This window comes from Granulibacter bethesdensis, from assembly GCF_001889545.1.
In the GTDB taxonomy this organism is placed as follows: domain Bacteria; phylum Pseudomonadota; class Alphaproteobacteria; order Acetobacterales; family Acetobacteraceae; genus Granulibacter; species Granulibacter bethesdensis_B.
Genome location: NZ_CP018194.1, coordinates 2,709,996 through 2,731,905 on the forward strand (window position 1 = coordinate 2,709,996; position 21,910 = coordinate 2,731,905).

21 protein-coding genes are annotated in these 21,910 nt (G+C 60.7%); 7 read left to right on the top strand and 14 right to left on the bottom strand.

Features of this window, described 5'->3' with window-relative positions; genetic code table 11:
• Positions 1–11: 11 nt before the first annotated feature.
• Positions 12–1,553, top strand: a complete 1,542-nt coding sequence (gene murJ, locus GbCGDNIH8_RS12450; protein WP_072573430.1) for a murein biosynthesis integral membrane protein MurJ — start codon at positions 12–14, stop codon at positions 1,551–1,553.
• Between the two features lie 4 nt (positions 1,554–1,557).
• On the opposite strand, the gene GbCGDNIH8_RS12455 is transcribed toward murJ, so the two are convergent.
• Both GbCGDNIH8_RS12455 and GbCGDNIH8_RS12460 read right to left on the bottom strand, forming a co-directional pair.
• Positions 1,558–1,890 carry a hypothetical protein gene (locus GbCGDNIH8_RS12455; RefSeq protein WP_157692656.1) on the bottom strand — a complete coding sequence of 111 codons (333 nt, stop codon included), beginning with the start codon at positions 1,888–1,890 and terminating at the stop codon, positions 1,558–1,560.
• Between the two features lie 110 nt (positions 1,891–2,000).
• Complete coding sequence (locus GbCGDNIH8_RS12460; protein WP_072573886.1) at positions 2,001–2,636, bottom strand: TetR/AcrR family transcriptional regulator; 636 nt, start codon at positions 2,634–2,636, stop codon at positions 2,001–2,003.
• An 80-nt stretch (positions 2,637–2,716) separates the two neighbouring features.
• Here GbCGDNIH8_RS12460 and GbCGDNIH8_RS12465 point away from each other — a divergent pair, with 80 nt between their 5' ends.
• The gene (locus tag GbCGDNIH8_RS12465; RefSeq protein WP_072573432.1) at positions 2,717–3,079 is read left to right on the top strand and encodes a darcynin family protein; all 363 of its coding nucleotides are present in this window, start codon (positions 2,717–2,719) and stop codon (positions 3,077–3,079) included.
• Positions 3,080–3,163: 84 nt separating this feature from the next.
• Here the strand turns inward: GbCGDNIH8_RS12465 and GbCGDNIH8_RS12470 are convergent, their stop codons facing one another.
• From GbCGDNIH8_RS12470 to GbCGDNIH8_RS12480, 3 genes are all read right to left on the bottom strand, one after another.
• Positions 3,164–5,620 (bottom strand): glycogen/starch/alpha-glucan phosphorylase, encoded by a 2,457-nt coding sequence (locus GbCGDNIH8_RS12470; RefSeq protein ID WP_072573433.1) that lies wholly within the window; start codon positions 5,618–5,620, stop codon positions 3,164–3,166.
• 196 nt (positions 5,621–5,816) lie between these two features.
• Positions 5,817–6,815: a tryptophan--tRNA ligase gene (gene trpS, locus GbCGDNIH8_RS12475; RefSeq protein WP_072573434.1), complete on the bottom strand. Its 999-nt coding sequence runs from the start codon at positions 6,813–6,815 to the stop codon at positions 5,817–5,819.
• 52 nt (positions 6,816–6,867) lie between these two features.
• Entirely contained in the window at positions 6,868–7,677 is an 810-nt protein-coding gene (locus tag GbCGDNIH8_RS12480; RefSeq protein ID WP_081369018.1) for a glycosyltransferase family 2 protein, read from the bottom strand.
• 107 nt (positions 7,678–7,784) lie between these two features.
• Between GbCGDNIH8_RS12480 and GbCGDNIH8_RS12485 the strand changes: the two genes are divergently transcribed.
• Positions 7,785–9,134: an NAD(P)/FAD-dependent oxidoreductase gene (locus tag GbCGDNIH8_RS12485; protein ID WP_072573435.1), complete on the top strand. Its 1,350-nt coding sequence runs from the start codon at positions 7,785–7,787 to the stop codon at positions 9,132–9,134.
• A gap of 40 nt (positions 9,135–9,174) precedes the next feature.
• On the opposite strand, the gene GbCGDNIH8_RS12490 is transcribed toward GbCGDNIH8_RS12485, so the two are convergent.
• The 7 genes from GbCGDNIH8_RS12490 to hemC all read right to left on the bottom strand — a co-directional run bounded on the left by GbCGDNIH8_RS12490 (position 9,175) and on the right by hemC (position 15,914).
• The gene (locus tag GbCGDNIH8_RS12490) at positions 9,175–9,381 is read right to left on the bottom strand and encodes a TOBE domain-containing protein (RefSeq protein ID WP_025319322.1); all 207 of its coding nucleotides are present in this window, start codon (positions 9,379–9,381) and stop codon (positions 9,175–9,177) included.
• Positions 9,382–9,439: 58 nt separating this feature from the next.
• On the bottom strand, positions 9,440–9,991 hold the full coding sequence (gene msrA / locus GbCGDNIH8_RS12495) for a peptide-methionine (S)-S-oxide reductase MsrA (RefSeq protein WP_072573436.1): 552 nt from the start codon (positions 9,989–9,991) through the stop codon (positions 9,440–9,442).
• A 96-nt stretch (positions 9,992–10,087) separates the two neighbouring features.
• A complete protein-coding gene (locus GbCGDNIH8_RS12500; protein WP_072573437.1) occupies positions 10,088–11,470 on the bottom strand; it encodes an LLM class flavin-dependent oxidoreductase in 1,383 nt (460 codons plus the stop codon).
• A gap of 198 nt (positions 11,471–11,668) precedes the next feature.
• Entirely contained in the window at positions 11,669–12,967 is a 1,299-nt protein-coding gene (locus tag GbCGDNIH8_RS12505; protein WP_072573438.1) for a heme biosynthesis HemY N-terminal domain-containing protein, read from the bottom strand.
• Positions 12,967–14,103: a COG4223 family protein gene (locus tag GbCGDNIH8_RS12510; RefSeq protein ID WP_072573439.1), complete on the bottom strand. Its 1,137-nt coding sequence runs from the start codon at positions 14,101–14,103 to the stop codon at positions 12,967–12,969. The genes GbCGDNIH8_RS12505 and GbCGDNIH8_RS12510 overlap by 1 nt, the downstream gene beginning before the upstream one ends.
• Positions 14,100–14,864 carry a uroporphyrinogen-III synthase gene (locus GbCGDNIH8_RS12515; RefSeq protein ID WP_072573440.1) on the bottom strand — a complete coding sequence of 255 codons (765 nt, stop codon included), beginning with the start codon at positions 14,862–14,864 and terminating at the stop codon, positions 14,100–14,102. The genes GbCGDNIH8_RS12510 and GbCGDNIH8_RS12515 overlap by 4 nt, the downstream gene beginning before the upstream one ends.
• Positions 14,865–14,882: 18 nt before the next feature.
• A complete protein-coding gene (gene hemC / locus GbCGDNIH8_RS12520; RefSeq protein WP_072573441.1) occupies positions 14,883–15,914 on the bottom strand; it encodes a hydroxymethylbilane synthase in 1,032 nt (343 codons plus the stop codon).
• 43 nt (positions 15,915–15,957) lie between these two features.
• On the opposite strand from hemC, the gene tsaD reads away from it, so the two are divergent.
• From tsaD to GbCGDNIH8_RS12535, 3 genes are read left to right on the top strand one after another with little or no spacing between them, the layout of a single operon-like run.
• A complete protein-coding gene (gene tsaD, locus GbCGDNIH8_RS12525; RefSeq protein ID WP_072573442.1) occupies positions 15,958–17,103 on the top strand; it encodes a tRNA (adenosine(37)-N6)-threonylcarbamoyltransferase complex transferase subunit TsaD in 1,146 nt (381 codons plus the stop codon).
• A complete protein-coding gene (locus tag GbCGDNIH8_RS12530; protein WP_072573443.1) occupies positions 17,100–17,984 on the top strand; it encodes a 23S rRNA (adenine(2030)-N(6))-methyltransferase RlmJ in 885 nt (294 codons plus the stop codon). Before tsaD ends, GbCGDNIH8_RS12530 begins: the two co-directional genes overlap by 4 nt.
• Entirely contained in the window at positions 17,981–18,952 is a 972-nt protein-coding gene (locus tag GbCGDNIH8_RS12535) for an NAD(P)H-dependent glycerol-3-phosphate dehydrogenase (RefSeq protein WP_072573444.1), read from the top strand. Before GbCGDNIH8_RS12530 ends, GbCGDNIH8_RS12535 begins: the two co-directional genes overlap by 4 nt.
• An 11-nt stretch (positions 18,953–18,963) precedes the next feature.
• Here the strand turns inward: GbCGDNIH8_RS12535 and nth are convergent, their stop codons facing one another.
• Entirely contained in the window at positions 18,964–19,665 is a 702-nt protein-coding gene (nth, locus tag GbCGDNIH8_RS12540; protein WP_072573445.1) for an endonuclease III, read from the bottom strand.
• A gap of 54 nt (positions 19,666–19,719) precedes the next feature.
• Between nth and GbCGDNIH8_RS12545 the strand changes: the two genes are divergently transcribed.
• Entirely contained in the window at positions 19,720–20,283 is a 564-nt protein-coding gene (locus GbCGDNIH8_RS12545; RefSeq protein ID WP_072573446.1) for a DUF2244 domain-containing protein, read from the top strand.
• On the opposite strand, the gene GbCGDNIH8_RS12550 is transcribed toward GbCGDNIH8_RS12545, so the two are convergent.
• A complete protein-coding gene (locus GbCGDNIH8_RS12550) occupies positions 20,280–21,905 on the bottom strand; it encodes an inorganic phosphate transporter (protein WP_253805630.1) in 1,626 nt (541 codons plus the stop codon). The genes GbCGDNIH8_RS12545 and GbCGDNIH8_RS12550 overlap by 4 nt on opposite strands.
• Between the last annotated feature and the right edge of the window lie 5 nt (positions 21,906–21,910).

Sequence of the window (21,910 nt, forward strand, 5' to 3'; positions counted from 1 at the left end):
CGACTGCGCCGATGCTGAAAGGAATTCTGACCGTCGGCGGCTGGACCATGGCCAGCCGTATTCTGGGACTGCTGCGGGAAATGCTGATCGCGGCACTGGTCGGCACAGGGCCAGTCGCGGAAGCCTTCATCATCGCCAACAAGGTGCCGAATCTGTTCCGACGGCTGTTCGGGGAAGGGGCCTTCAATGCCGCCTTCGTCCCTTCTTTCTCCGGTCTGCTGCAAACGGAAGGTCACGACGCCGCCCAGCGCTTCGCCAGCGAGGCTATGGCCGTCATGACGTTCTGGCTGGTCTCCCTGACCATTCTCGGCGAAATCTGTATGCCGTGGATGATGACGGTGCTGGCCAACGGCTTTGTCGATGATCCTTCCAAATTCGCCCTTACCGTTACGCTCAGCCGTATCACCTTTCCCTATCTGCCGCTGATCTGCCTGTGCGCGCTGGTCGGCGGGGTGCTGAACGGGCTGAACCGCTTCACCGCCGCCAGCGCAAGCTATGTGCTGTTCAACGTGGTCTCCATCGTGTTCATGCTCTGGGCCACGCCGTTCATGCCGGGGGTAGGGCATGCGCTGGCATGGGGTGTGACGGTCTCCGGCGTGCTGCAACTCTCGCTGATGCTGTGGGCGGCGAAGCGGGCCGGCATGGCGCTGCATCTGCCGCGCCCGCGCCTGACCCCGCGCATGCGTATCCTGCTGCGCCGCATGGGACCTGGGCTGATCGGGGCCGGGGTCACCCAGATCAATTTTCTGATTGATGTCGTCATCACCACTCTGCTGCCCGCTGGATCGGTGGCGCTGCTGGGCTATGCCGACCGGGTTAATCAGCTCCCGCTCGGTGTGGTGGGGCTGGCCACCAGCACCGCCTCCCTGCCCGTATTGTCCCGGCTGGTGCATTCAGGGGATGAGCAGGGTGCCAACCATGCCATGAACCGGGCACTGGAATATGCGATGACGCTGATCCTGCCTGCCGCCGTGGCGCTGGTGGTCATCGCCCAGCCAATCATGGCCGTGCTTTATGAGCGCGGAGCCTTCACAGCCGAAGCCACCTATCTGTCGTCACAATCTCTGGCAGCTTATGCAATCGGGCTGCCAGCCTTCGTGGCCGTACGCATCGTCACCAATGGTTTTTTCGCACGTGGCGATACCGCAACGCCGGTCAAGATCAGCGTTTTCATCATCGCCCTGAATTTGGGTCTCAATCTGCTGCTGATGGATCGGCTGCATCATATGGGACCACCTCTGGCCTCCAGCATCGCTGCCTATGTCAATGTGCTGGTGCTGGCGGGGATCCTGGGCCGGCGCGGTCATTTCTCAGCAGACGCCACTTTGCGCCGGGCTTTGTCCCGCATGGGGCTGGCAGCGCTGGCGATGGGAGCCGTGCTGGCCGTGTTCAGGCCGCTGCTATTCGATACGCTGCCCGATATTCACGGCGCACGCTGGGTCGCGCTGGCTTTGCTGATGGCCATTGGCGGGGGCGCCTATGTGCTCAGCGGCCAGATGCTGGGGGCGTTCCAGATCAGGGATACGCTGACAAAAATCCGCCGCCGCCGCTGAAGGGTCAGGTCCGCCATTTCACATGGCAGGTCTGGTCCAGCGGATGGCAGAACCGGCCATAGCGATAGGGAACGATCTCGGCCGGGGCCAGCAATTCCACCGGACGCGATGGCGGAGGAGAAAAATCTGCCGCCACGGAAGGGGGGCGTTCAGACCGTGAAGCAGATGGGAAAGGGGCGAACCCACCTGCCTGATGATCCGACACAACCGTGGCGGCAGACTTGACCGGACCATAGCTGCCACCGACCAACGCAGCTGTTCCGACCGTCAGCAGGAGCGGAAAAAGAGCCAGGCTCCGGGTCTGCACAACCCGAGAGGACGTGAAAAACATCCGCATGACCGTGTCATCCTTTTCCATACTGGCTGACAGGGACGTTCTAGCAGACACAGAACAAAAACAGAACTGTTATTTTCAATAATCAGAACAAAAAAAGTACAAACATACGTTCAGCCGGACTCAGGGAAAGGCTGTCCGACACTGTTGAGGTAGCCGTAAACAGCCCGAGAAACCCGCCTGACAAGACCGGATCGATCCAGCTCGCCCTTTTCCCCGGCAGCATCGACCATGCCTTTCACAATCGCCATCACATCCTGTGCCGCCATGTCGTATTGAGGTTGAGGGGGAAGATCGCCACGGCTGAGCACTTCCCGCAGAATCGCCAGAAGCCGGCTTGTGACACGCTGCGTATCCTCATCGAAAGGCAGCCGCGCTTCCTCGATATCGAGTAACCGGGCCAGAACCGGGCGGCGTAGCTGATGAGCCACCGCTGCCTCGATCATGCCGGACAAAGCTGCCTGCCCGGTCGGGGCAGCAAGAGACTGTTCACACTCTGCGAGCAGAATCGAGGTCTCCCGCACGATCAACGCGGCGATCAGAGCCTCCTTGCCGGGGAAATACTGATAGAGCGAGCCGATACTGACACCGGCCCGTTCCGCCACTGCATTGGTCGTGAAATCCCCGAGCCCCTTGCGCTCCAGAATGTGAGCTGCCGCCTCAATAATGATGCGCACTGTCTCCGCCGAACGCGCCTGACGGGGCATTTTTCTTGGAGAGGGGCGTCGGGAGGAAGGTGACTGCGGCATCAGCATAAATGCGAGTAGTGAATATGAGGATTTACTCACATTCTGACAGCATCACGCAATGATGCAAAGGACCATACACCGTGCCCACATCCCACCCTTCTTTCGAACCAGCCCTGACCGTTTTCATGCTGGTCAAGACCTCTCCCGAATGGCTCGGCTTCCCGGTGGAACGACGTTTCGCACTGCTGGAGGAGCAGTTCACCCCCATCCTCCGAAAACACGCGGCGAACATCACCTTGCGCTTTTTCGATGTGGAGTTCTACGCAACCCGCGTTACCGATCTATGGATGTGGGATGCCAGGGATCATCACGCCTATCAGCTTCTGGTCGAAGTCCTCCGCGAAACCGCTTTCTGGGATCGCTATTTCGAGATCGTGGAAATCCTGCCCGGTGTCGAAAACGCCTATGCCCGGAATTACAGCAGGCCGGCCATCACTGCCTGACTGGATCAGGAAAGGGCCGGATAAAGAAAAGGGGCAGGTTTTGCCCGCCCCTTTTCAGTTTTACTGATCACCCGATGGATCGATTCACGGAGAGGGGTGCGGGGCGGCGTGCCAGATATCCCGCGCATATTCCCGGATGGTCCGGTCGGAAGAAAACCAGCCCATCGCCGCCGTGTTGAGCAGCGCCTTACGCCGCCATTCCAGCGGCGTACGATACAGGGCCGCTCCGCGCTTGTGGGTTTCCTCATAGCTTTCGAAATCGGCGGTCACGAGGAACACGTCATCATTCAGCAGATGCTCAATCAGTTCTGCATAGCGTGACGGATCATCGGGGGAGAACACGCCTGAGCGGATCGCCTCGATCGCCTGCGCCAGGCTGGGGCAGGCAGCAACTTTGGCACGGGCATCGTATCCGGACATCTTGATATCCGCCACCTCATCAGCCCTCAGCCCGAAGATCAGGATATTGTCATCCCCGACATGATCGCGAATCTCGATGTTCGCGCCATCCAGCGTGCCGATGGTCAGCGCGCCGTTCAGCGCCATTTTCATGTTGCCGGTGCCGGATGCTTCCAGCCCCGCCGTCGAGATCTGCTCCGAGAGATCAGCCGCCGGAATAATGACCTCGGCCAGGCTGACATTATAATTGGGCAGAAACACCACCCGCAGCCGGTCACGCACCACCGGATCATTGTTGACGACACGGGCAATATCATTGGCCAGCTTGATGATCAGCTTGGCACGGTGATAGCTGGCAGCCGCCTTGCCCGCGAATATCTTGACCCGCGGTGTCCAGTTACGGCCCGGCTCGGCGCGCATCTTGTCATACAGCGCCACCGTCTCGATCAGATTGAGCAATTGCCGCTTGTATTCGTGGATACGCTTGATCTGCACATCGAACAGCGCATCGGGATCAAGCCGGATGCCCATCCGGTCCTGCACCAGAGCCGCCAGCCGCTGCTTGTTTTCACGCTTTACGGCGCTGTAGCGGTCCATAAAGGGCGTATCATCGGCAAACCGGGCCAGTTCCGACAGTTCCTCCGCATCCGCGACCCAGCGATCCCCGATCGAGTCGTTGATCAGGGCGGTCAGGCCGGGATTGCACTCCACCAGCCAGCGACGGAAGGTGATGCCGTTGGTGATGGCGGTGATCCGGTCCGGAAACAGCTTGTGGAAATCACGGAACACCGTGGTCTTCATCAGATCGCCATGCAGGGCCGAAACGCCATTCACTTTTTTCGATCCGACGAAAGCGAGATGACCCATGCGCACCTGACGCCCGTTGCTCTCATCGATCAGAGAGATAGAGCGCCGCAACTCGGGAGAACTGACCGGGCGAGGGGCTGCGGTATCCAGATGCAGAGCGTTGATCTCATAGATAATCTGCATATGGCGCGGCAGAAGACGCTCGAACAGCGTCACCGGCCAGCTTTCCAGCGCCTCCGGCAACAGGGTGTGATTGGTATAGCCCAGCGTGCCGCGGGCGATGGAGAAAGCGCGTTCCAGCGTCAGGCCGTATTCATCCACCAGCAGACGCACCAGCTCCGCCACTGCCACTGCCGGATGGGTATCGTTCAGCTGGATGGAAGCCGTATCCGGCAGCCTCTCCACCGATCCCTGCTGCGCCATGTGACGCCTGACCAGATCCTGCAGGGAGGCGGAAGTGAAGAAAAACTCCTGTTTCAGCCGCAATTCCCGGCCAGCCTCGCTGCTGTCATCGGGATAGAGCACGCGGCTGATATTGGTGGCATTCAGCTGGGCGGCAAAAGCATCGACATGGTCACCGCGATTGAAGGCGTCCAGCCGCATCGGCTCCACCGAGCGTGCGCGCCACAGACGCAGCGTATTGATGTGCGTACCCTGCCAGCCCACCACCGGTGTATCATAAGCCACGGCACGCACCCGCTCAGCCGGCATCCAGACCAGACGGGTGGAGCCATCCGGCTGATCCTGCGGCAGTACGCGGCCTCCGAAGCCGATATCATAGGCAATTTCGGGGCGCTCGAATTCCCACGGATTGCCGAAAACCAGCCAGTCTTCCGGCAGTTCGACCTGATAGCCGTCGCGGATCACCTGCCTGAACAGGCCATGATCATAGCGGATGCCATAGCCAAGACCGGCCAGCCCGACCGTTGCCATACTTTCCATGAAGCAGGCGGCCAGACGACCCAGACCACCATTGCCCAGCGCCGCATCCGGCTCCAGATCCTTGATCTGGTCGAAGGAAACACCGTGCAGGGTGAGGGCTTCCTTCGTCGCCGCCATCAGGTTCAGATTGGTAAGGCTGTCCGTCAGCAGACGACCGATCAGGAATTCGAGACTCAGGTAATAGACCCGCTTGGCATTGGCCTCATCAGCGGAGCGGGCGGTGGCGTGCCAGCGATCCACGATCCGGTCACGCACAGCGAGGGCGGTCGCGGCATACCAGTCGTGCAACCGGGCATGGCGGGGATCGCGCCCCACCGCGTACCGCATCTTGTCTTCGATGGCACGGTGCAGTTCGGCAACCTGTGCGGTGTAAGGCGTATTGGCGGCGTCCATACTCGCTCCCTGGCTTGAACAGACCGTTCAGAATCCGGCGGTAGCGAGCCGGCTCCTGCGGCACCACCACGATACAGAGACAAACGCATCTGTCACGCGCTTGTGCGGTACCAATGGTCATCAGGGAGGCAAGCAATCCCCGTGCCGTGACTTCAGCCAGAGCAGGAAAGCATGTCCAAAAAGAGAAAAAAGTGGATCAGACCCGCAGAAAACCAACCAGTTTTTCTGCCTCAGCGACGATGGGCTCAGCGATGGCTTCCGCCCGCCGGCCACCCTCACGCAGCAGCCGGTCGAGCTCTGCCTCATCTGCCAGCAACCGTTTCGTTTCCACTGCAATAGGGGACAGTTCCTGCACCAGCAGTTCGGTCAGGGCCTCCTTGTAGGGGCCGAAGCCTTTTCCGCCATGCTCGCGCAGCACGGTTGCGGTGTCACTGTTGGTCAGCGCCGCATAAATACCCACCAGATTCCGGGCTTCCGGACGCCCTTCCAGCCCGGCAATATCCTCAGGCAGCGGTTCAGGATCGGTTTTCGCCCGACGGATTTTCATGGCGATGGTATCGGCATCATCCGAAAGATTAATGCGGCTCTGATCAGATGGATCGGATTTGGACATTTTCCGTAAACCATCCCGCAGGCTCATCACCCGCGCTGCCGGACCCTGAATCAGCGGCTCCACATGCGGGAAAAACGCCACGCCGAAATCGTGATTGAATTTCTCGGCAATGTCGTTGGTCAGTTCCAGATGCTGGCGCTGGTCATCGCCCACCGGAACCAGCGTGGCATGGTAGGCCAGAATATCCGCCGCCATCAGGTTGGGATACACATACAGCCCGGCAGAAGCATTCTCACGATCTTTGCCGGCCTTGTCCTTGAACTGCGTCATGCGGTTCAGCCAGCCCAACCGGGCCACGCAATTGAAAATCCAGGCCAGCCTTGCATGGGCGCTGACGGAACTCTGCACGAACAGAATGTTGCGGGCCGGGTCCACACCGCAGGCAATCACCGATGCCGCCATTTCCCGCGTAGACTGACGCAGCTTTTCCGGGTCCTGCGCCACCGTGATCGCATGCATGTCAACCACGCAGTAAAGACACTCATGCGTATCCTGCAGCGTCACCCAGTTGCGCAGAGCACCCAGATAATTGCCAAGGGTCGGAATGCCGGAAGGCTGAATGCCGGAGAATATGCGCTTCATACCGCGTTCTTTCTCTCAGAGGCGCTATCGCGTCAACGGGCGATATAGGAGTTCAACTGCGTTTGGGTCGGGTAAGGAGCAGCCGGGCCAGACCAACAGGGCAAAATCCGGTGCGCCACAGGCGGCCCCATGTCATGGCGCCGATACGTCCGACATCACTCAGCGGCCTGAAATGGCTGGGCCGATGCAGGGCGGGGCCATGGATACGGGGAATATCGACCGAGACGGTCCTAATCCCCTGGCGGCCAGCCTCAATCAGCAACTCGCTTTCATAGGCAAAGCCGCCCGACCTGATCCGGTCCAGCAGATGCGGCAGCAGCAGGGCCGGGTAAACCCGCATCCCGCTCTGCGTATCCTCAATCGGCCAGCCGGATGCCCATGAAACAACAGCATCCGCCACACGGTTGGCGGCACGGCGAATCCACGGTCCAGGCGCATGGTCACGACGGCGGGAACCGATGACGATCAGGGCCGGATAGCGTTCAGAAACCTGGATCAGACGCGGCAGATCCTCCGGCCTGTGCTGGCCATCCGCATCGAGCGTAACGATCAGGCCAGCTTCCATGGCGCAGGCCGCCGCCAGACCGGCCGCAAGGCTCGCTCCCTTGCCTGCATTGGCGGGGAAACGCAGCACCTCTGCCCCCGCTGCTTCCGCACGCTGTGCTGTTGTATCGCGGGAGCCATCATCGACCACCAGAACCCGGGCAGCCCGCACAGACGCACGGCAGCGCATCACAATGTCGCCAACCGATTTTTCTTCCTGATAGGCGGGAATGACAATGACGATGCGCGATACGTTTTCCTCCCCGGGCCTCTTCCTGCCCGGATCAGCTGAAAACGAAACAGAGGTTGAATAGGTCACAGAACGTGTTTTTGATTACAAAGGCGCAAGGAATATCAGCATTCCGGTTACAAAAAAATCCTGAATAATTTATACTAGGTCAGTCACGGACAGATGGTAAACTCTTCATGCTGGACAGCGCATCGATCTCCATAAACGTGGATGAATCATCCAGTGACGCACAACTTTGTGATGTCCTGATCGTCGGCGCCGGACCGGCCGGGTGCACTGCGGCCGCCCTGCTGGCTGAAAAAGGGCGCAATGTCATTCTGCTGGAGAAAGACCGCCATCCGCGCTTTCACATTGGCGAGAGCCTGCTGCCCCGTAATCTGCACCTGATCGAACGTCTGGGCCTGACTCAGGAAGTGGCGGCATTCGGCGTGTTCAAACCGGGTGCCGAATTCATCTCCGACGGCCATGGCGGGCGAGATACCAAATTCTGTTTCGCCGATGCGCTCGACAAGACATTTACCCATTCCTGGCAGGTGAAACGCGCCGATTTTGATGCCGCCCTGTTCCGCAGCGCACGGAACAAGGGCGCGCAGGCCATGGACGGCATGCGTGTCACCACCATCCGTTTTCCCGAAGGTGTGCCGGAAGGATCGGCCCGCGCCATCGTGGAAGCCGTGGACGAAGCCGGGAACACGCATCATTTTGCTCCCCGCTATGTGATCGACGCCTCGGGACGGGATACGTTTCTGGGCGGCAAGCTGGGTAGCAAAAAGCGGAATCCGCATAACAATACGGCCGCTCTCTACGCCCATTTCCGTCATGTGACGCCACGCCCCTGTGACCGCACCGGTTATATTACCATCTGTCTGGTGGAAGGCGGATGGTTCTGGATGATCCCGCTTCCTGACGGCATCACCAGCATCGGCTTTGTCGGCACACAGGAGGCTTTCAAGCAACGCAAAAGCTCACTGGAAGATTTTCTCGACGCCCGCATCGCCGCCAGCCCGAGTGTCAGCAGCCGCATGATGCAGGCTGAACGGATCTCCAAAGTCACCGCCACCGGCAATTACTCCTATTCCTGCGATCGGCTGTCAGGGCCGGGATGGATGATGATCGGCGATGCCTTCGCCTTTCTGGATCCGGTTTTTTCCTCTGGCGTGCTGCTGGCCATGACCAGCGGTGAAATGGGGGCAGACGTCGCCGATCTCTGGCTGGACAATCCTGCGGCCGCTCGGAAAAAACTGAAAACAGTCGAAGCCAAAATCCGTCACGCGATCGGCACGCTGTCCTGGCTGGTCTATCGCATCAACAAACCGGTGCTGCGTGACATGTTCATGTCCCCCAGCAATCGTTTCCGCATGCGGGATGGTCTGGTGTCGCTGCTGGCCGGGAATGTCCATGGCACATTGCCGCGCGGCCCGGTCCGGGCGTTCAAGGGCGCGTATTATTTCCTGACCGCTTTGGGAAAAATCGGTATCAGACTGACGCCAGACGGCGATCTGAAGCGCGGACCCCGTATTGGCTGATCGCCAGCCAGATACGGGGAAGCCCACTTCCGAGTCTCGATCAAACTCCGACCATCACATCCGAAGCCTTGATAACGGCCGTCGCTGTGTCGCCGATTTTCAGACCCAGCTCCTCGGAAGCTTCATTCGTGATCGAGGCTGTCAGAACTACGCCGTCAGCAATTTCGATCTTCACATGCGTGGTCGTGGCACCTGGCCTGACCTCGACAATGCGACCCTGAATCTGATTACGGGCGGATAATCTCATGGTGGCTGTCTCCTGTAACGGTTAAGGCCCGGCTATGGAGGCTTCCTCATCCAGAACGTCAAGCATGGTTCGGAGATATGTCAGCCCTGACGCGGCCGACCGCATGCTTTCGAAAAGCACGGACTTTCGGCGCGATGACCGCCTGACAATAGGCCGCCTCCGGATGACGGGCGAAATAATCCACGTGCTCCGGTTCGGCTGGATAGAAAACCCGTAAAGGCTCGATCGTCGTTGATAATGGGGCAGGCCAGATTTGCGCAGCCTCGACCTCTGCCAGCACCCCACGCGCTGCATTCTCCTGCTCTGTCGAGGCCGGCATGATGACGGAGCGATACTGCGTCCCTACATCCGCGCCCTGCCGGTTGGGCGTGGTCGGATCGTGAATAGTCAGAAAAATTCTCAGCAGATCGACATAGGAGAGAATAGCCGGATCAAACGTAACCTCGACCACTTCGGCATGGAACGTCGTACCGGTGCATACCTCCTTGTAAGTGGGATTGGCCGTATGTCCCCCCGCATAGCCGGGACGGATCGAGGTAACCCCGCTCAACTCCCTCAGCACCGCTTCCACGCACCAGAAGCAGCCGCCCCCTATGACCGCCGTTTCCATCCACACTCTCCTGCCGATTTGTCTTGCTGCAATGTCGGCACGGCAGGCCCCGGATAAAAGAGGCCGACGAGTCAGATGGGGATGTCATCATGACATTCAGGCAGCCAGCGTTCGGGATGTGGCCCGGAATGTATGGGCGGGATGGGTTTCACCCAACCGGTCGCCGTGACCAAACAGCTTGTTGCGCAGGCTGCCTTCGGCATAGGCGGTCTTATAGACACCACGCCGCTGGAGTTCAGGGATCACCAGAGCGACAAAATCCTCGAACGTTTCGGGTGTGACAGCGTAGGCGAGGTTGAAGCCGTCAATGCCGGTCTCCTCGATCCAGGACTGCAATTCGTCCGCTACACGCTCAGGCGAACCGATGACGATCGGACCTGTCCCGCCAATCGCCGCGAATTCGGCAATTTCCCTGATCGTCCAGACTTTCCCAGGATCGGCGACGGTGAATGCATCCACAGCCGAGTGAATCGCGTCATTCCGGATCTGTTTCAGCTCGTCATCCAGCCCGTATTGGGAAAAATCGATCCCGGTCCAGCCCGACATCAATGTCAGGGCTCCCCGGTGACTGACATAACGCCGGTACTCGTCAAATTTCGCCTGCGCTTCCTCATCGGAGCGACCAACGATCACGGTCATGAGGGTAAAAATCAGAATATCCGATGGATCGCGGCCCTGCTCGCCAGCCTGCTTGCGAATATCGGCAACACTGGGCGCAACCACCTGCTTCGACGGTCCCGCAATAAAAACACATTCCGCATGTCGCGCTGCAAAGGCCCGGCCTTTGCGAGAGGCGCCCGCCTGATAAAGCACGGGCGTACGCTGCGTCGACGGTTCACACAGATGCATTGCATCCACACGGAAATATGCGCCGTCATGATGCACTTTCCTCACCTTGTCCGGCTGGGTGAACACCCCGCTGACAGGATCGCGCAGAACGGCATCGTCATCCCAGCTTCCTTCCCACAGCTTGTAGGTCAGTTGCATGTATTCTTCGGCAATATCGTATCGCGTGTCGTGCTCCGGCTGCTTCGCCAGCCCGGAGCCTTTCGCCGCACTGTTCAGATAGCCGGTGACGATGTTCCAGCCGATCCTTCCCTCCGTCAGGTGATCGAGCGTCGACATACGCCGCGCAAACGGAAAAGGCGGTTCATAGGAAAGAGTGCAGGTCAGACCAAACCCCAGATGCCGGGTGACCGCCGCCATAGCGGGAATAAGCATCGCCGGATCGTTGACGGGAATCTGTGCCGCATCGATCAGCGCAGCATGCGCGTTGCCGCCATAGACGTCATACACACCCAGCACATCGGCCAGAAACAGGCCATCGAACAATCCCCGCTCCAGCGTTTGGGCCAGATCGGTCCAGTACCCAAGCGTGTTATACGTGCCCGACCGATCACGCGGATGCCGCCAGAGGCCGGAGGATTGATGCCCGACACAATTCATGTCGAACGCGTTCAGACGGATTTGCTTCGCCATTATCCGGCCCTGCCTAAATAACGATTTCTTAACGTTATATCAAGAATTTATGTAAAATTGTCAAGATTAATAAATTAAACGATTTTAAATCGTATTAATTTTCTCTTCAGAGCAGGGAAGGGCCGACTGCGCGGAGTCCATAACAAAACTGCCGTCCCATGATCTGGAACGGCAGCCTGACTGGAAGAAAAATCGATGTCAGCGAAGGGCCAGAAGCGGCTCTGTCGAGGACGGGAGAGGGGGTAAGGCCACCCCTGCTTCACCCGGCGTGGTCCAGCGTATCTGACCGGGCGTATGGCAGGACGGACAGGCAGCCACCCAATGCGGCGTAGCATGACCGCAATGCAGGCAGCGCCATCCCGGATCAGAACTGGCCTCCGAGGCGCGACGCAGCGCAGCCTGCATGGCGGCACCGGGGCCACGCTCCTTTTCCTCGATATCAGCCAGCAGCAGCCAGACCCGTTTCTGGTCGATCAGGCGACTGGCCTGTTCGGCATGGCTGCGGGCTTCGCCGGTCAGCCCGGCAGCCAGATTTTCCCGTGCCAGCAACAGATGCGACTCTGGATGGCCGGGATTGCCAGCCACCAGCCGCTTGACCATGCGCACCCTTGTCAGTGGGTCCGTCACACCGGACAGGGCCACCATCGCCAGATCGGGTTGTGGATGGGCAGCCCATGCCTTGACCAGCACGGCATCGGAACGTCTCTGCCGACCTGCTGCACGCAGCGCAGTCGCATAGGCAATGGCCGCAGGGGTCAGGCTGGGGTCCAGACGAAATGCCTGCCGGGCCGTCCGCAGCTTTTCGACCTGATCCGTCTCTGCCTGCGCCGCTGCCGTGGCAAAGGCCGCACGTTGCTGATCGTTTTCCGCCAGAGACAGCGCATCCATCCAGTGACCGCCACGGATCGCCAGATTGACACGCTCTGTCCGCAGCCATGCGGCGCCGGGATGGGCCAGCTCCGCCTTGCGCGCCAGTTCGGCGGCACCGGCCCAGTCTTCGCGTGTGATTGCCTCCCTCAGCAGGCCTCGATAGCCAAGGAAAGAGGCATCTTCAGTCCGGGTCAGTGCATGGAAAGCCTGCGTGGCCTCACTCTCCCGGCCGGAAAGACGGGCCGCCTCGGCCACCAGCAGCAGAGTCTGGGCAGTATCGCCGAGGCAGGCGCGGGCCTTGCCTGCCTCCCGCCATGCTCCACCCGCATCACCCGCAGCCAATGAGACCAATGCACGGGAAACAGCATAATCACCGGCCTGCCGCTTCCGCGCCTGCCGCCAGCGGCGGATGGTGCGGGGCAGGCCCAGTATCGCACCAACGGCACGCAGCAGCAGATGCACGGCCAGAACCAGAATGACGACCGCAACAATGGCCGCTGGCACCGACATGTCTATGGTCAGATCATCCCCGACCGTCATGCCGACATGGCCGGGCAGTCCGGCGATATACCACGCGGCGGCAACAACCACCGCCGCAGGGAGAACAATTTTGATGATCCGGCGCATCAGGCGTGTGCCGCCATATCGGACAGCGCAGCCTGCGCATCCAGCAGAGCCTGCGCCTGTGCTTTCCAGCCACTGACAGCCTGCGCCGCAGGCCCCGTCAGCGCATCCAGCGTCCTGACGGCCCCGGCCAGATCACCCGCATCCAATGCTTTTCTGGCCCGGGCAATGACCCCTGCCGCAGGATCACCCACCAGAACCTGATCCCCCCGCCGGACGGTTACCAGAGTTTCGGCTTTTTGTTTCACGGTTTCCCAAAAGGAAGCATGGCTCACGTCCGGGCGGGATGCTTCCAGAGCATGCTGTGCGACAGTCTCGAAAGACAATGTCAGCGCCGCCACGGTGGGAGGGGCCTCCTGCGCAAAGCGGGTCAGGGCAGGCGGTGCATCCGGGATATCACCCAGCTTCTCACCCCGGCTGAGAGCGGATGAGGCAGCCTGCAGACGCGCCAGCCTGCCCGCCCGATCAGCCAGCGCTGTCACCTTTCCGGCTTCTCCGGCGATTTCGTTCAGGCGTTCACGTGCCTGTTGCAGCGCCTGAACCGCCCCTTGCTGCTCCGCATCCAGTTTCGTGAGGCGAGATTCCAATCCGTGAAGCGCCGCCTGCATCCGATCGCGTTCGGAATCGAAAAGATCCCTGAATCGTTTCTGTTCTGCCGTAACTTCATCCACCCGCTTCGAGAGTGCCTCGACCAACCCGACTGTCTTCTCGTCCTGGACAGCAGGACGATTCTGCAGAGTGTCGAGACGACCCGTATGAACGCGCACAGCATTGGCAAGTGACTGAATCTGCCGGTGAAGGGTGGTTTCCAGATCCTCAAGCTGATCCTGCATTTTCTTGATGGCAGGCCGATCGGGATTTTGATGGCGGGTTTCGTTTTCCTCCAACGCCTCCAACCGTGCCTGCAGCACGGGATCGGTCGGCTGCGACTGTGTGCTCAGATACAGCGAGACCCCGCCAAGAGCCAACGCACCCACCGCCAACACCAGCACGACATGCGGAAGAATGCTTTGCCGGGCATTCTTCTCCGACGCCCGTGTGGAAGAAGAAGAAGGAGATGCGGAAGACTGTTCCTTCACCCCGGTCACCTTATCCGCATGGCCATCGATCTGCGGCCCGGTCTTGTCTGGTTCACTCATCGCAGGAGGGCCAGAAGATTGTCCTGAGTAGGCTGTGCTGCGACACGTATATCCCTCCAACTTAAAGAAGTAATGGCCTCAGCGGTGGCAGAGGAGATGACACAGGCCACCAGCCTCGACGTCCCGTCAGCCAATCCGGCCCTGTCCAGAAGACGCACGAAGCTCCGTGCTGTTTCCGGTGAAAAGAACAGGACCGCCTTCAGTTCAGGCACCCCCGCAGAGGGGGAAGCCCCTTCCATCAGAATGCGCAGAGCCTGCTCCGCCTGTTCGGGCAGAGCCTGCACCGGGCATGCGCAGTATACGAAACGATGCAGCACGGTGAACCCGATCTGGGTCAATCCCTGATACAAAAATGCCCCCTGGCCTTCGCCGGAGGCAAGCAATAGCGGCTTTCCAGCCGGGTCAAGCCTGGCACGAACGAGCATCAGCAGACGTTCCGCATCTTTTCCGGCACTGGTCACATCCTGATGACCCGCCGCCCGCGCCGCCCTTGCTGTTGCATCCCCCACTGCGAACAGGGGCAGAGGACGCAGCGGATCAAGCGCGGGAATGGCATTGGCGCTGGTGACCAGCACGGCCTGCAAATCAGGCAAAGCCTCTCCGGCCAGAGCATCGGGGCGGATCCGGACTTCCAGCGCCGGTGCCAGCACCGGCGTAAAGCCGAGTTCCTCCAGCCGTCGTGCCGTCGCTGAAGCACCCGGCTCCGGCCGGGTAACCAGGATGGCGGGCCGTTCAGGGCGGGACGGGATCGGAAGGCTCATACCCCGCTCTGCCCTATGCTAATCGAGGAAAATATCGGGCGGGCTGTCGGCACGCAGGCTGCGGCCGAGTTCAGCCCCCAGCGCCTCCGCTTCCGAAACCGCACCCTGCAACGTCCGGCGGAGCAGAAAGCTGCCATCCTCGGCCGCGACCAGACCGGTCAGATGCAGCACACCACCCGATAGAATCCGCGCATGCCCGCCGATCGGCGTGCGGCAGGACCCATCCAGAAGATTGAGCAATGCCCGTTCCGCGGTGGAGACCGCCTTGGCCTCCCGATCCTCGATCCCGGCCAGCAGGTCGCGCAGAGCGTAATCGTCTTCCCGCACCGTGACGCCGACGATACCCTGACAGGCGGCAGGCACCATGATTTCGGTATCCAGCACCACGCTGGCCGCCTGCTCCATATCCAGCCGGCGCAGACCGGCCAGAGCGAGAAGGCTGGCATCGCATTCCCCCCGCGCCAGCTTGGCAAGGCGGGTCTGGACATTGCCACGGATTGTCGCAAAGCGGAGATCAGGGCGGGCATGGGCCAGCTGCGCCTGTCTGCGCACCGATGACGTGCCGACCAGCGCGCCCTGTTGCAACACGCTGAACGGGTCTCCCGGCGGGGGTGGCGTAAAGCCGGGGGGAAGGATAATCGCATCCCGTGCGTCTTCACGCTTGAGGGTGCAGGCCAGCACGATGCCGGGGGGAAGCTGGGTTTCCAGATCCTTCAGGCTGTGAACCGCAAAATCGATCCGCCGGTCAGCCAGCGCTTCGTGAATTTCCTTGGCGAACAGGCCCTTGCCGCCAATTTCGGCCAGACGTCGGTCCTGCACACGGTCGCCGGTGGTGTTAATCTGGTGTTCCTCGAACACCTCCATATCCCGCAGGATCGGGCAGAAGCTGCGCAGCCGGGCGAGAAACGCGCGGGTCTGCACCAGAGCAAGAGGAGAGGCGCGCGTGCCGACCCGTAAAGGCAGGCCATGCATCCCCGCATGGGAGGATGGCGGCGTAGAAGAGGGCGTTGCGGGGCCAGAAGGGTGGCCGGGGGGGTGGGCGGGTTGCATGCATGTGTCCTAAAACCCGCACAGAGGAAAGGAAAGAGTACAGATGACCCCCAATCTGCCGGAAATGCATGAAGCAGCGGATTTTCCGGCTTCCGAAAACCTTTTTCCGGGTCCGGTACTGGGTATCGAGACCTCCTGCGATGAAACCGCCGCTGCCGTGCTGGACGGATCGGGCCGCATTCTGGCCGAAATCGTGTTGAGCCAGTACGATGATCATGCCCGCTTCGGCGGGGTGGTGCCGGAAATCGCCGCCCGTGCCCATCTGGCCTATCTGCCCGGCATGGTGACAGAGGTGATGGACAAGGCCGGACTCCGTTTTCAGGATCTGGCCGCGATTGCCGCGACCTCCGGTCCGGGGCTGATCGGTGGGCTGCTGGTGGGGGCAGGGTTGGGCAAAGGTCTGGCTCTGGCGGCAAAACGACCGTTTATCGCCATCAATCACCTGGAGGCCCATGCTCTGGCCGCTCTGCTGCCGGCATTGGGCGGAGTTGCGGAAACAACCGCCGGCGAGCATTTCCCTTTCCTGCTGATGCTGCTGTCCGGCGGCCACTGCCAGTGCATTCTGGTCGAGGGGATCGGACGTTACCGGCGGCTCGGCGGCACGATCGACGATGCGGTGGGGGAGGCCTTCGACAAGGTCGGCAAGCTGCTGGGGCTGGGCTGGCCCGGCGGCCCGGCGCTGGAGCGGCTGGCCCTGCAGGGCAATCCACGCGCCCTTGCCTTTCCCCGCCCGATGAAGGGCCGGGCGGGTTGCGATTTCAGTTTTTCCGGGCTGAAAACAGCGGTGGCCCAGTATGTCGCCCGGTTTCCGGATGGGCCGCTGCCCTTATCCGATGCCGCCGACATAGCCGCCAGTTTTCAGGCCGCCGTGGCCGATGTCATGGCTGATCGCGCCACCGCCGCCCTTGCTATGGCCGATGAGATCGCGCCCGCAAAAATGCTCGTCGTCTCCGGCGGGGTCGCAGCCAATGCAGCAATCCGGACAGCACTTTCCACCGCCGCCGAGCAGCGTGGCATCATCATGCTCGCCCCTCCACCCCGGCTGTGCACCGATAATGCCGTGATGGTGGCCTGGGCCGGGCTGCACCGGCTGAAACATGGCGCGGTCTCCGGTCTGGATCATGCCCCCCTGCCACGCTGGCCGCTGGAGGCTCCTGATATGGCGTTGCCGGAATTGATCACGCCATGAATTATCGCCACGCTTTCCACGCCGGAAACTTCGCCGATTGCCATAAGCACGCCCTGATGGTCGCATTGCTGACCGCCCTGCGGCAGAAAGAGGCTCCTTTCTTCGTGCTCGATACCCATGCGGGCAGCGGCGAGACCCTGCTGACGGACGGACCAGCCGCCCGTACCGGTGAATGGAGGGAGGGAATCGGTCTGCTGCTGGATGATCCGGCTCCGGCGCTGGCATCCTATCTGGCGCTGGTCAAATCACTGGGCATGGAGCGGAGCCTCTATCCAGGTTCTCCCCTGATTGCCCGCGCCATGCTGCGTCCTCAGGACCGTATGGCCGTGTGTGAACTTCATCCCGAAGATGGCGCCAGCCTTGCCGAGCGGTTCAGGGGAGATCCCTATTGCGCCATCCATCGCCGCGACGGGTGGAAAGCGCTGGAAACCATGCTGCCTCCGAAAACCGCTTCCTCCGGCGGTGTCCTGCCCAGGCGCGGCCTGACCCTGATCGACCCACCTTTCGAACAGCCGGATGAACATCACCGCCTGGCCGATGCCATGCTGACGGCACAACGGCGTTTTCCCACCGGCATGGTCGCGGGGTGGTATCCGATCAAGGGCGGTGCTCCGGCCCGGCTGCTGCGGCATCAGCTTCAGGATGCCGGGCTGAAACGGGTGCTGATCGCCGAATTATTCCTTCACCCGCCCACGGATACGACACGTCTTAACGGAAGTGGCATGGCCATTCTCAACCCGCCCTGGCAATTTGGCGATGACGCTCGCGCGATCATGCAGGCCCTGAAAACCGGGCTCAAGGCGTGTGAGATCCGCGTGGATGAATTCGGAACCGATGGTCCGGCCTCTGCCCCGGCGGTCATGGAACATAAAACGCAATGACAGATACCGGTTTGAACGACGTTCTGGTTGTCGGTGCCGGTGCATGGGGCACCGCCCTGGCCATTCAGGCGGCGAGGGCCGGGCGGCGCGTGCGGCTGTGGGCACGCAGCGAGGAAACAGCCGCCCGTTTGCAGGATAGCCGCCACAATCCCCGTCTGCCCGGTATCGTGATCCACGACGCGGTGACAGTCACCCATCGGTTGGAGCAAGCTGCCTTCGCCCTGCTGGCTGTACCGATGCAGCATATGCGGGCGGTCGCACAAAACCTGCCGCCCATGCGGCTGGTCACCTGCTGCAAGGGCGTGGAGAGTAAGACTGGACTGTTTCCGCTGGAAATTCTGGCAACCCTGTTTCCTGCTCTGCCTCATGCCGTGCTCAGTGGCCCGAATTTCGCGCATGAAGTCGCTGCCGGACTGCCGGCCGCTTCCGTCATCGCCAGCACCGATGCCGGATTGAGAAGCGATATTATCCATGCTCTCGGCAGTGCCGGATTCCGGCTGTATGGCAATGCCGATCCTGTCGGTGCGCAAGTCGGTGGCGCGGCCAAAAACGTCATCGCCATCGCCGCAGGGGCCACAATCGGTGCTGGGCTGGGGGAAAATGCCCGTGCCGCACTGGTGACCCGCGGCATCGCCGAATTGTCGCGTCTGGCTGTTACACTGGGGGGGCAGGCCGCAACAGTGGCCGGTTTATCAGGGCTGGGCGATCTGCTGCTGACCTGCACCGGAAAGGCCAGCCGCAATTTCCGTCTCGGCTTCGCGCTCGGGCAGGGGATGGCGCTGGATCAGGCGCTGGCCGCCAGTGAAGGGGTGGTGGAAGGCGTCATGACCGCCCCCGCCCTGCTGCACCGGGCCGGCCCAAATGCCGACCTCCCGGTCATTTCCGCTGTTGCCGCGATGGTCTCAGGCCAGGCCGATTTTCAGAAGGCCATGAGTGCATTGCTGTCCCGCCCGGTCAGGGACGAATAAGGCCCTGTGCTTCATTTGACAGGTGGCACCAGCACCTTGGCCGGGTAACGGCACCACTCCGCCCCCACACATCGCCAGCATTCCGGACGGCGCGCCTTGCAGACATAGCGTCCATGCAGGATCAGCCAGTGATGCGCCAGGCCCAGCCTGTCCGCCGGAATACGGGCCACCAACGCATCCTCGACCATGCGCGTGGTCTTGCCGGGCGCAATGCCGGTACGGTTCCCCAGACGGAACACATGCGTATCCACCGCCATGGTCGGCTGACCGAACGCCACGCTCAGCACGACATTCGCGGTCTTGCGGCCAACACCCGGCAGGGATTCCAGAGCTTCCCGATCAGCAGGAACCTCCCCGCCGAAACGATCCAGCAATTGCTGTGACAAGGCCGCGACATTCCGCGCCTTGGCCTGCCATAGTCCGATGGAGCGGATATGACGGGCTATCCCTTCCTCCCCCAGCGCCGCCATCGAAGCGGGATCGGGGGCCTGTTCGAACAGGCTCCGTGTGGCCTTGTTCACAGCGGCATCCGTGGTCTGGGCTGACAACACAACCGCAACCAGCAACGTGAAATTGGACGTGTAGATCAGCTCACTTTTCGGATCCGGATTGGCTTTGGCAAGAGCATCCAGAAAACCGAGCACCTGTGCCCTGGTCATACGCGGACTGGCAGAAACAGGATCGGCAGCAGAAAAAGAAGAAGAGGAGGACATGGAGAGGAGAGACACCACGCCTGACCCGATTATGGCAAGAGGCAGGCAAATCCAGTGGCGTTTCAGGATGAAAGCAGGGATGATGCACGCCTTATGTGGCGATTGACGGAAACAAAGTCTGACGGGCTTCCGGTCACGGAAGCCATCATTATCCCGCATCGCAGCCTGTCCCGCCGCGGGCTGGCGCTGGTGTGTGGAGGGCTGTGCCTGTTATCCGGGCTGGGTGTCCTGTTTTCCCTGATGATTCATGCCTGGCCCGTGGCGGGTTTTGCCGGGCTGGAAGCCCCGCTGGCGATCGCTGCTCTGCTATGGAATGCCAGAGCGGTCCGCCAAACCGAGATCGTGATCCTGAATGGAACTGATCCCGGCATCGCCCATATCGACGCACGGGGACGACGCCGCCATATGAAAATACGACCGGGCTGGCTGCGTTTGCGGCTGGAGGAACGTCCGGGACGCGTGCCGCAACTGATCCTGTCATCCCGGGATGGTGAATTCGAGCTGGCACGTTCACTGGGAGAGGATGAAAAACGCGCCCTGGCGGAAACCCTTCAGGACGCGTTGTACAGGGTTCAGAATCCGGTTTTTGATAATCCCCAGCTTGCTGCTGCGGATTAACCGGTAAACATACTGCGGAAAGCCCAGAACAGGCCGCCTGCCAGCAGGATTGAGGCAGGCAGGGTCAACACCCAGGCCATGAGCAGATTGCGCACTGTTTTCGCCTGCAGACCGGATCCGTTTGCTGCCATCGTACCCGCCACACCGGATGTCAGCACATGGGTGGTGCTGACCGGCAGATGATATATATCGGCTGCCTGAATCAGGCCCATCGCTACGCTTTCAGCAACTGCACCCTGCGCATAGGTCAGATGCTCCTTGCCGATACGCTCCCCGACCGTCACCACAATGCGACGCCAGCCGACCATAGTGCCAAGCCCCAGCGCAAGAGCAACACAGACCTTGACCCACAAGGGAATGAACTGGGTGGCGTTGTTCGCCTGCGCCGTGAAAGTTTCGAAAATCGATTTCTGCTGCGGCGTCAGAGTAGCGGTTTTTTCCACGAACGGCAGGGCATGGCTGATCAGATAGAAATCATTGCGAATATTGCCGGCCTGATCATGCGGCACATCGCGCAGTGCTCCCCGGCTTTCCAGCTTTGCATTCACATCTTTGATCAAGGTATCCAGCGCCGATGCCGTATCGGGCAGGGCTTTCTTTTTCTGTATCGCAGCCGTCACCCTGCTCCGGGCCGCATCCAATGATACGGCAGGAGCATGTCGGGCAGCAGACAGATCATCAAGTATCTGCACTGTCTGCAGGGACGCATGATGCAGCGCGATCAGTTTCTGACCATCAACGGTATGATTCAGGGCATAAGCCGTGGGAACCGTGCCGATCAGGATCAGCATGATAAGGCCCATGCCTTTCTGGCCATCATTGGAACCATGGCTGAAGCTGACGCCGGTGCAGGTCAGAACCAGCAGAGCACGGATCGGCCAGGGTGGCGGCTGTTTTCCTTCCGGTGCCTTGTACAGGGCCGGAATTTTCACCAGTCTGCGCAGCAACAACATTCCCAGGCCAGCCAGCAGAAATCCGACAATGGGGCTGAACAACAGGGAACGCAACACATTCACCGCCTGTGCCCAGTCCACGCCGCTGGTGCCATTCGGACCGGCCATCAGCTGATTCATCAGACCGACCCCGATAATGGAGCCAATCAGAGTATGAGAGGAAGAATTGGGAATACCCACATACCAGGTGGCCAGATTCCACAAAATCGCTGCCACCAGCAGGGCAAATACCATCGCAAATCCGGCATCGCTGCCAACCTGCAGAATCAGCTCCACCGGCAGCAGGGAGACCACTGTAAAGGCGACACCCCCCGAGGAAGCCAGAACACCCAGGAAATTCCATACGCCTGACCAGATCACAGCAAAATGGGCAGGCAGCGAATTGGTATAGATAACTGTCGCCACAGCATTGGCGGTATCGTGAAAACCGTTGACGAATTCAAAGCCCAGCGCAATCGCCAGAGCAATGCCGAGCAGAACAAAGGGCAGAGCCGTCGGATAACTGACACCCTCCAGATCATTCGACAGATGAAAAGCGGCATACACGACACCAATAACCAGCAATAAGCTGACAATGATCCCGGTCAGCTGACCGGCTTTGCCATTTGTATTCGCTAAAACCGGGGTTCCCATGCCCAAATCGCTTAGGGCCGTCTTCCACCCAGACATGATCC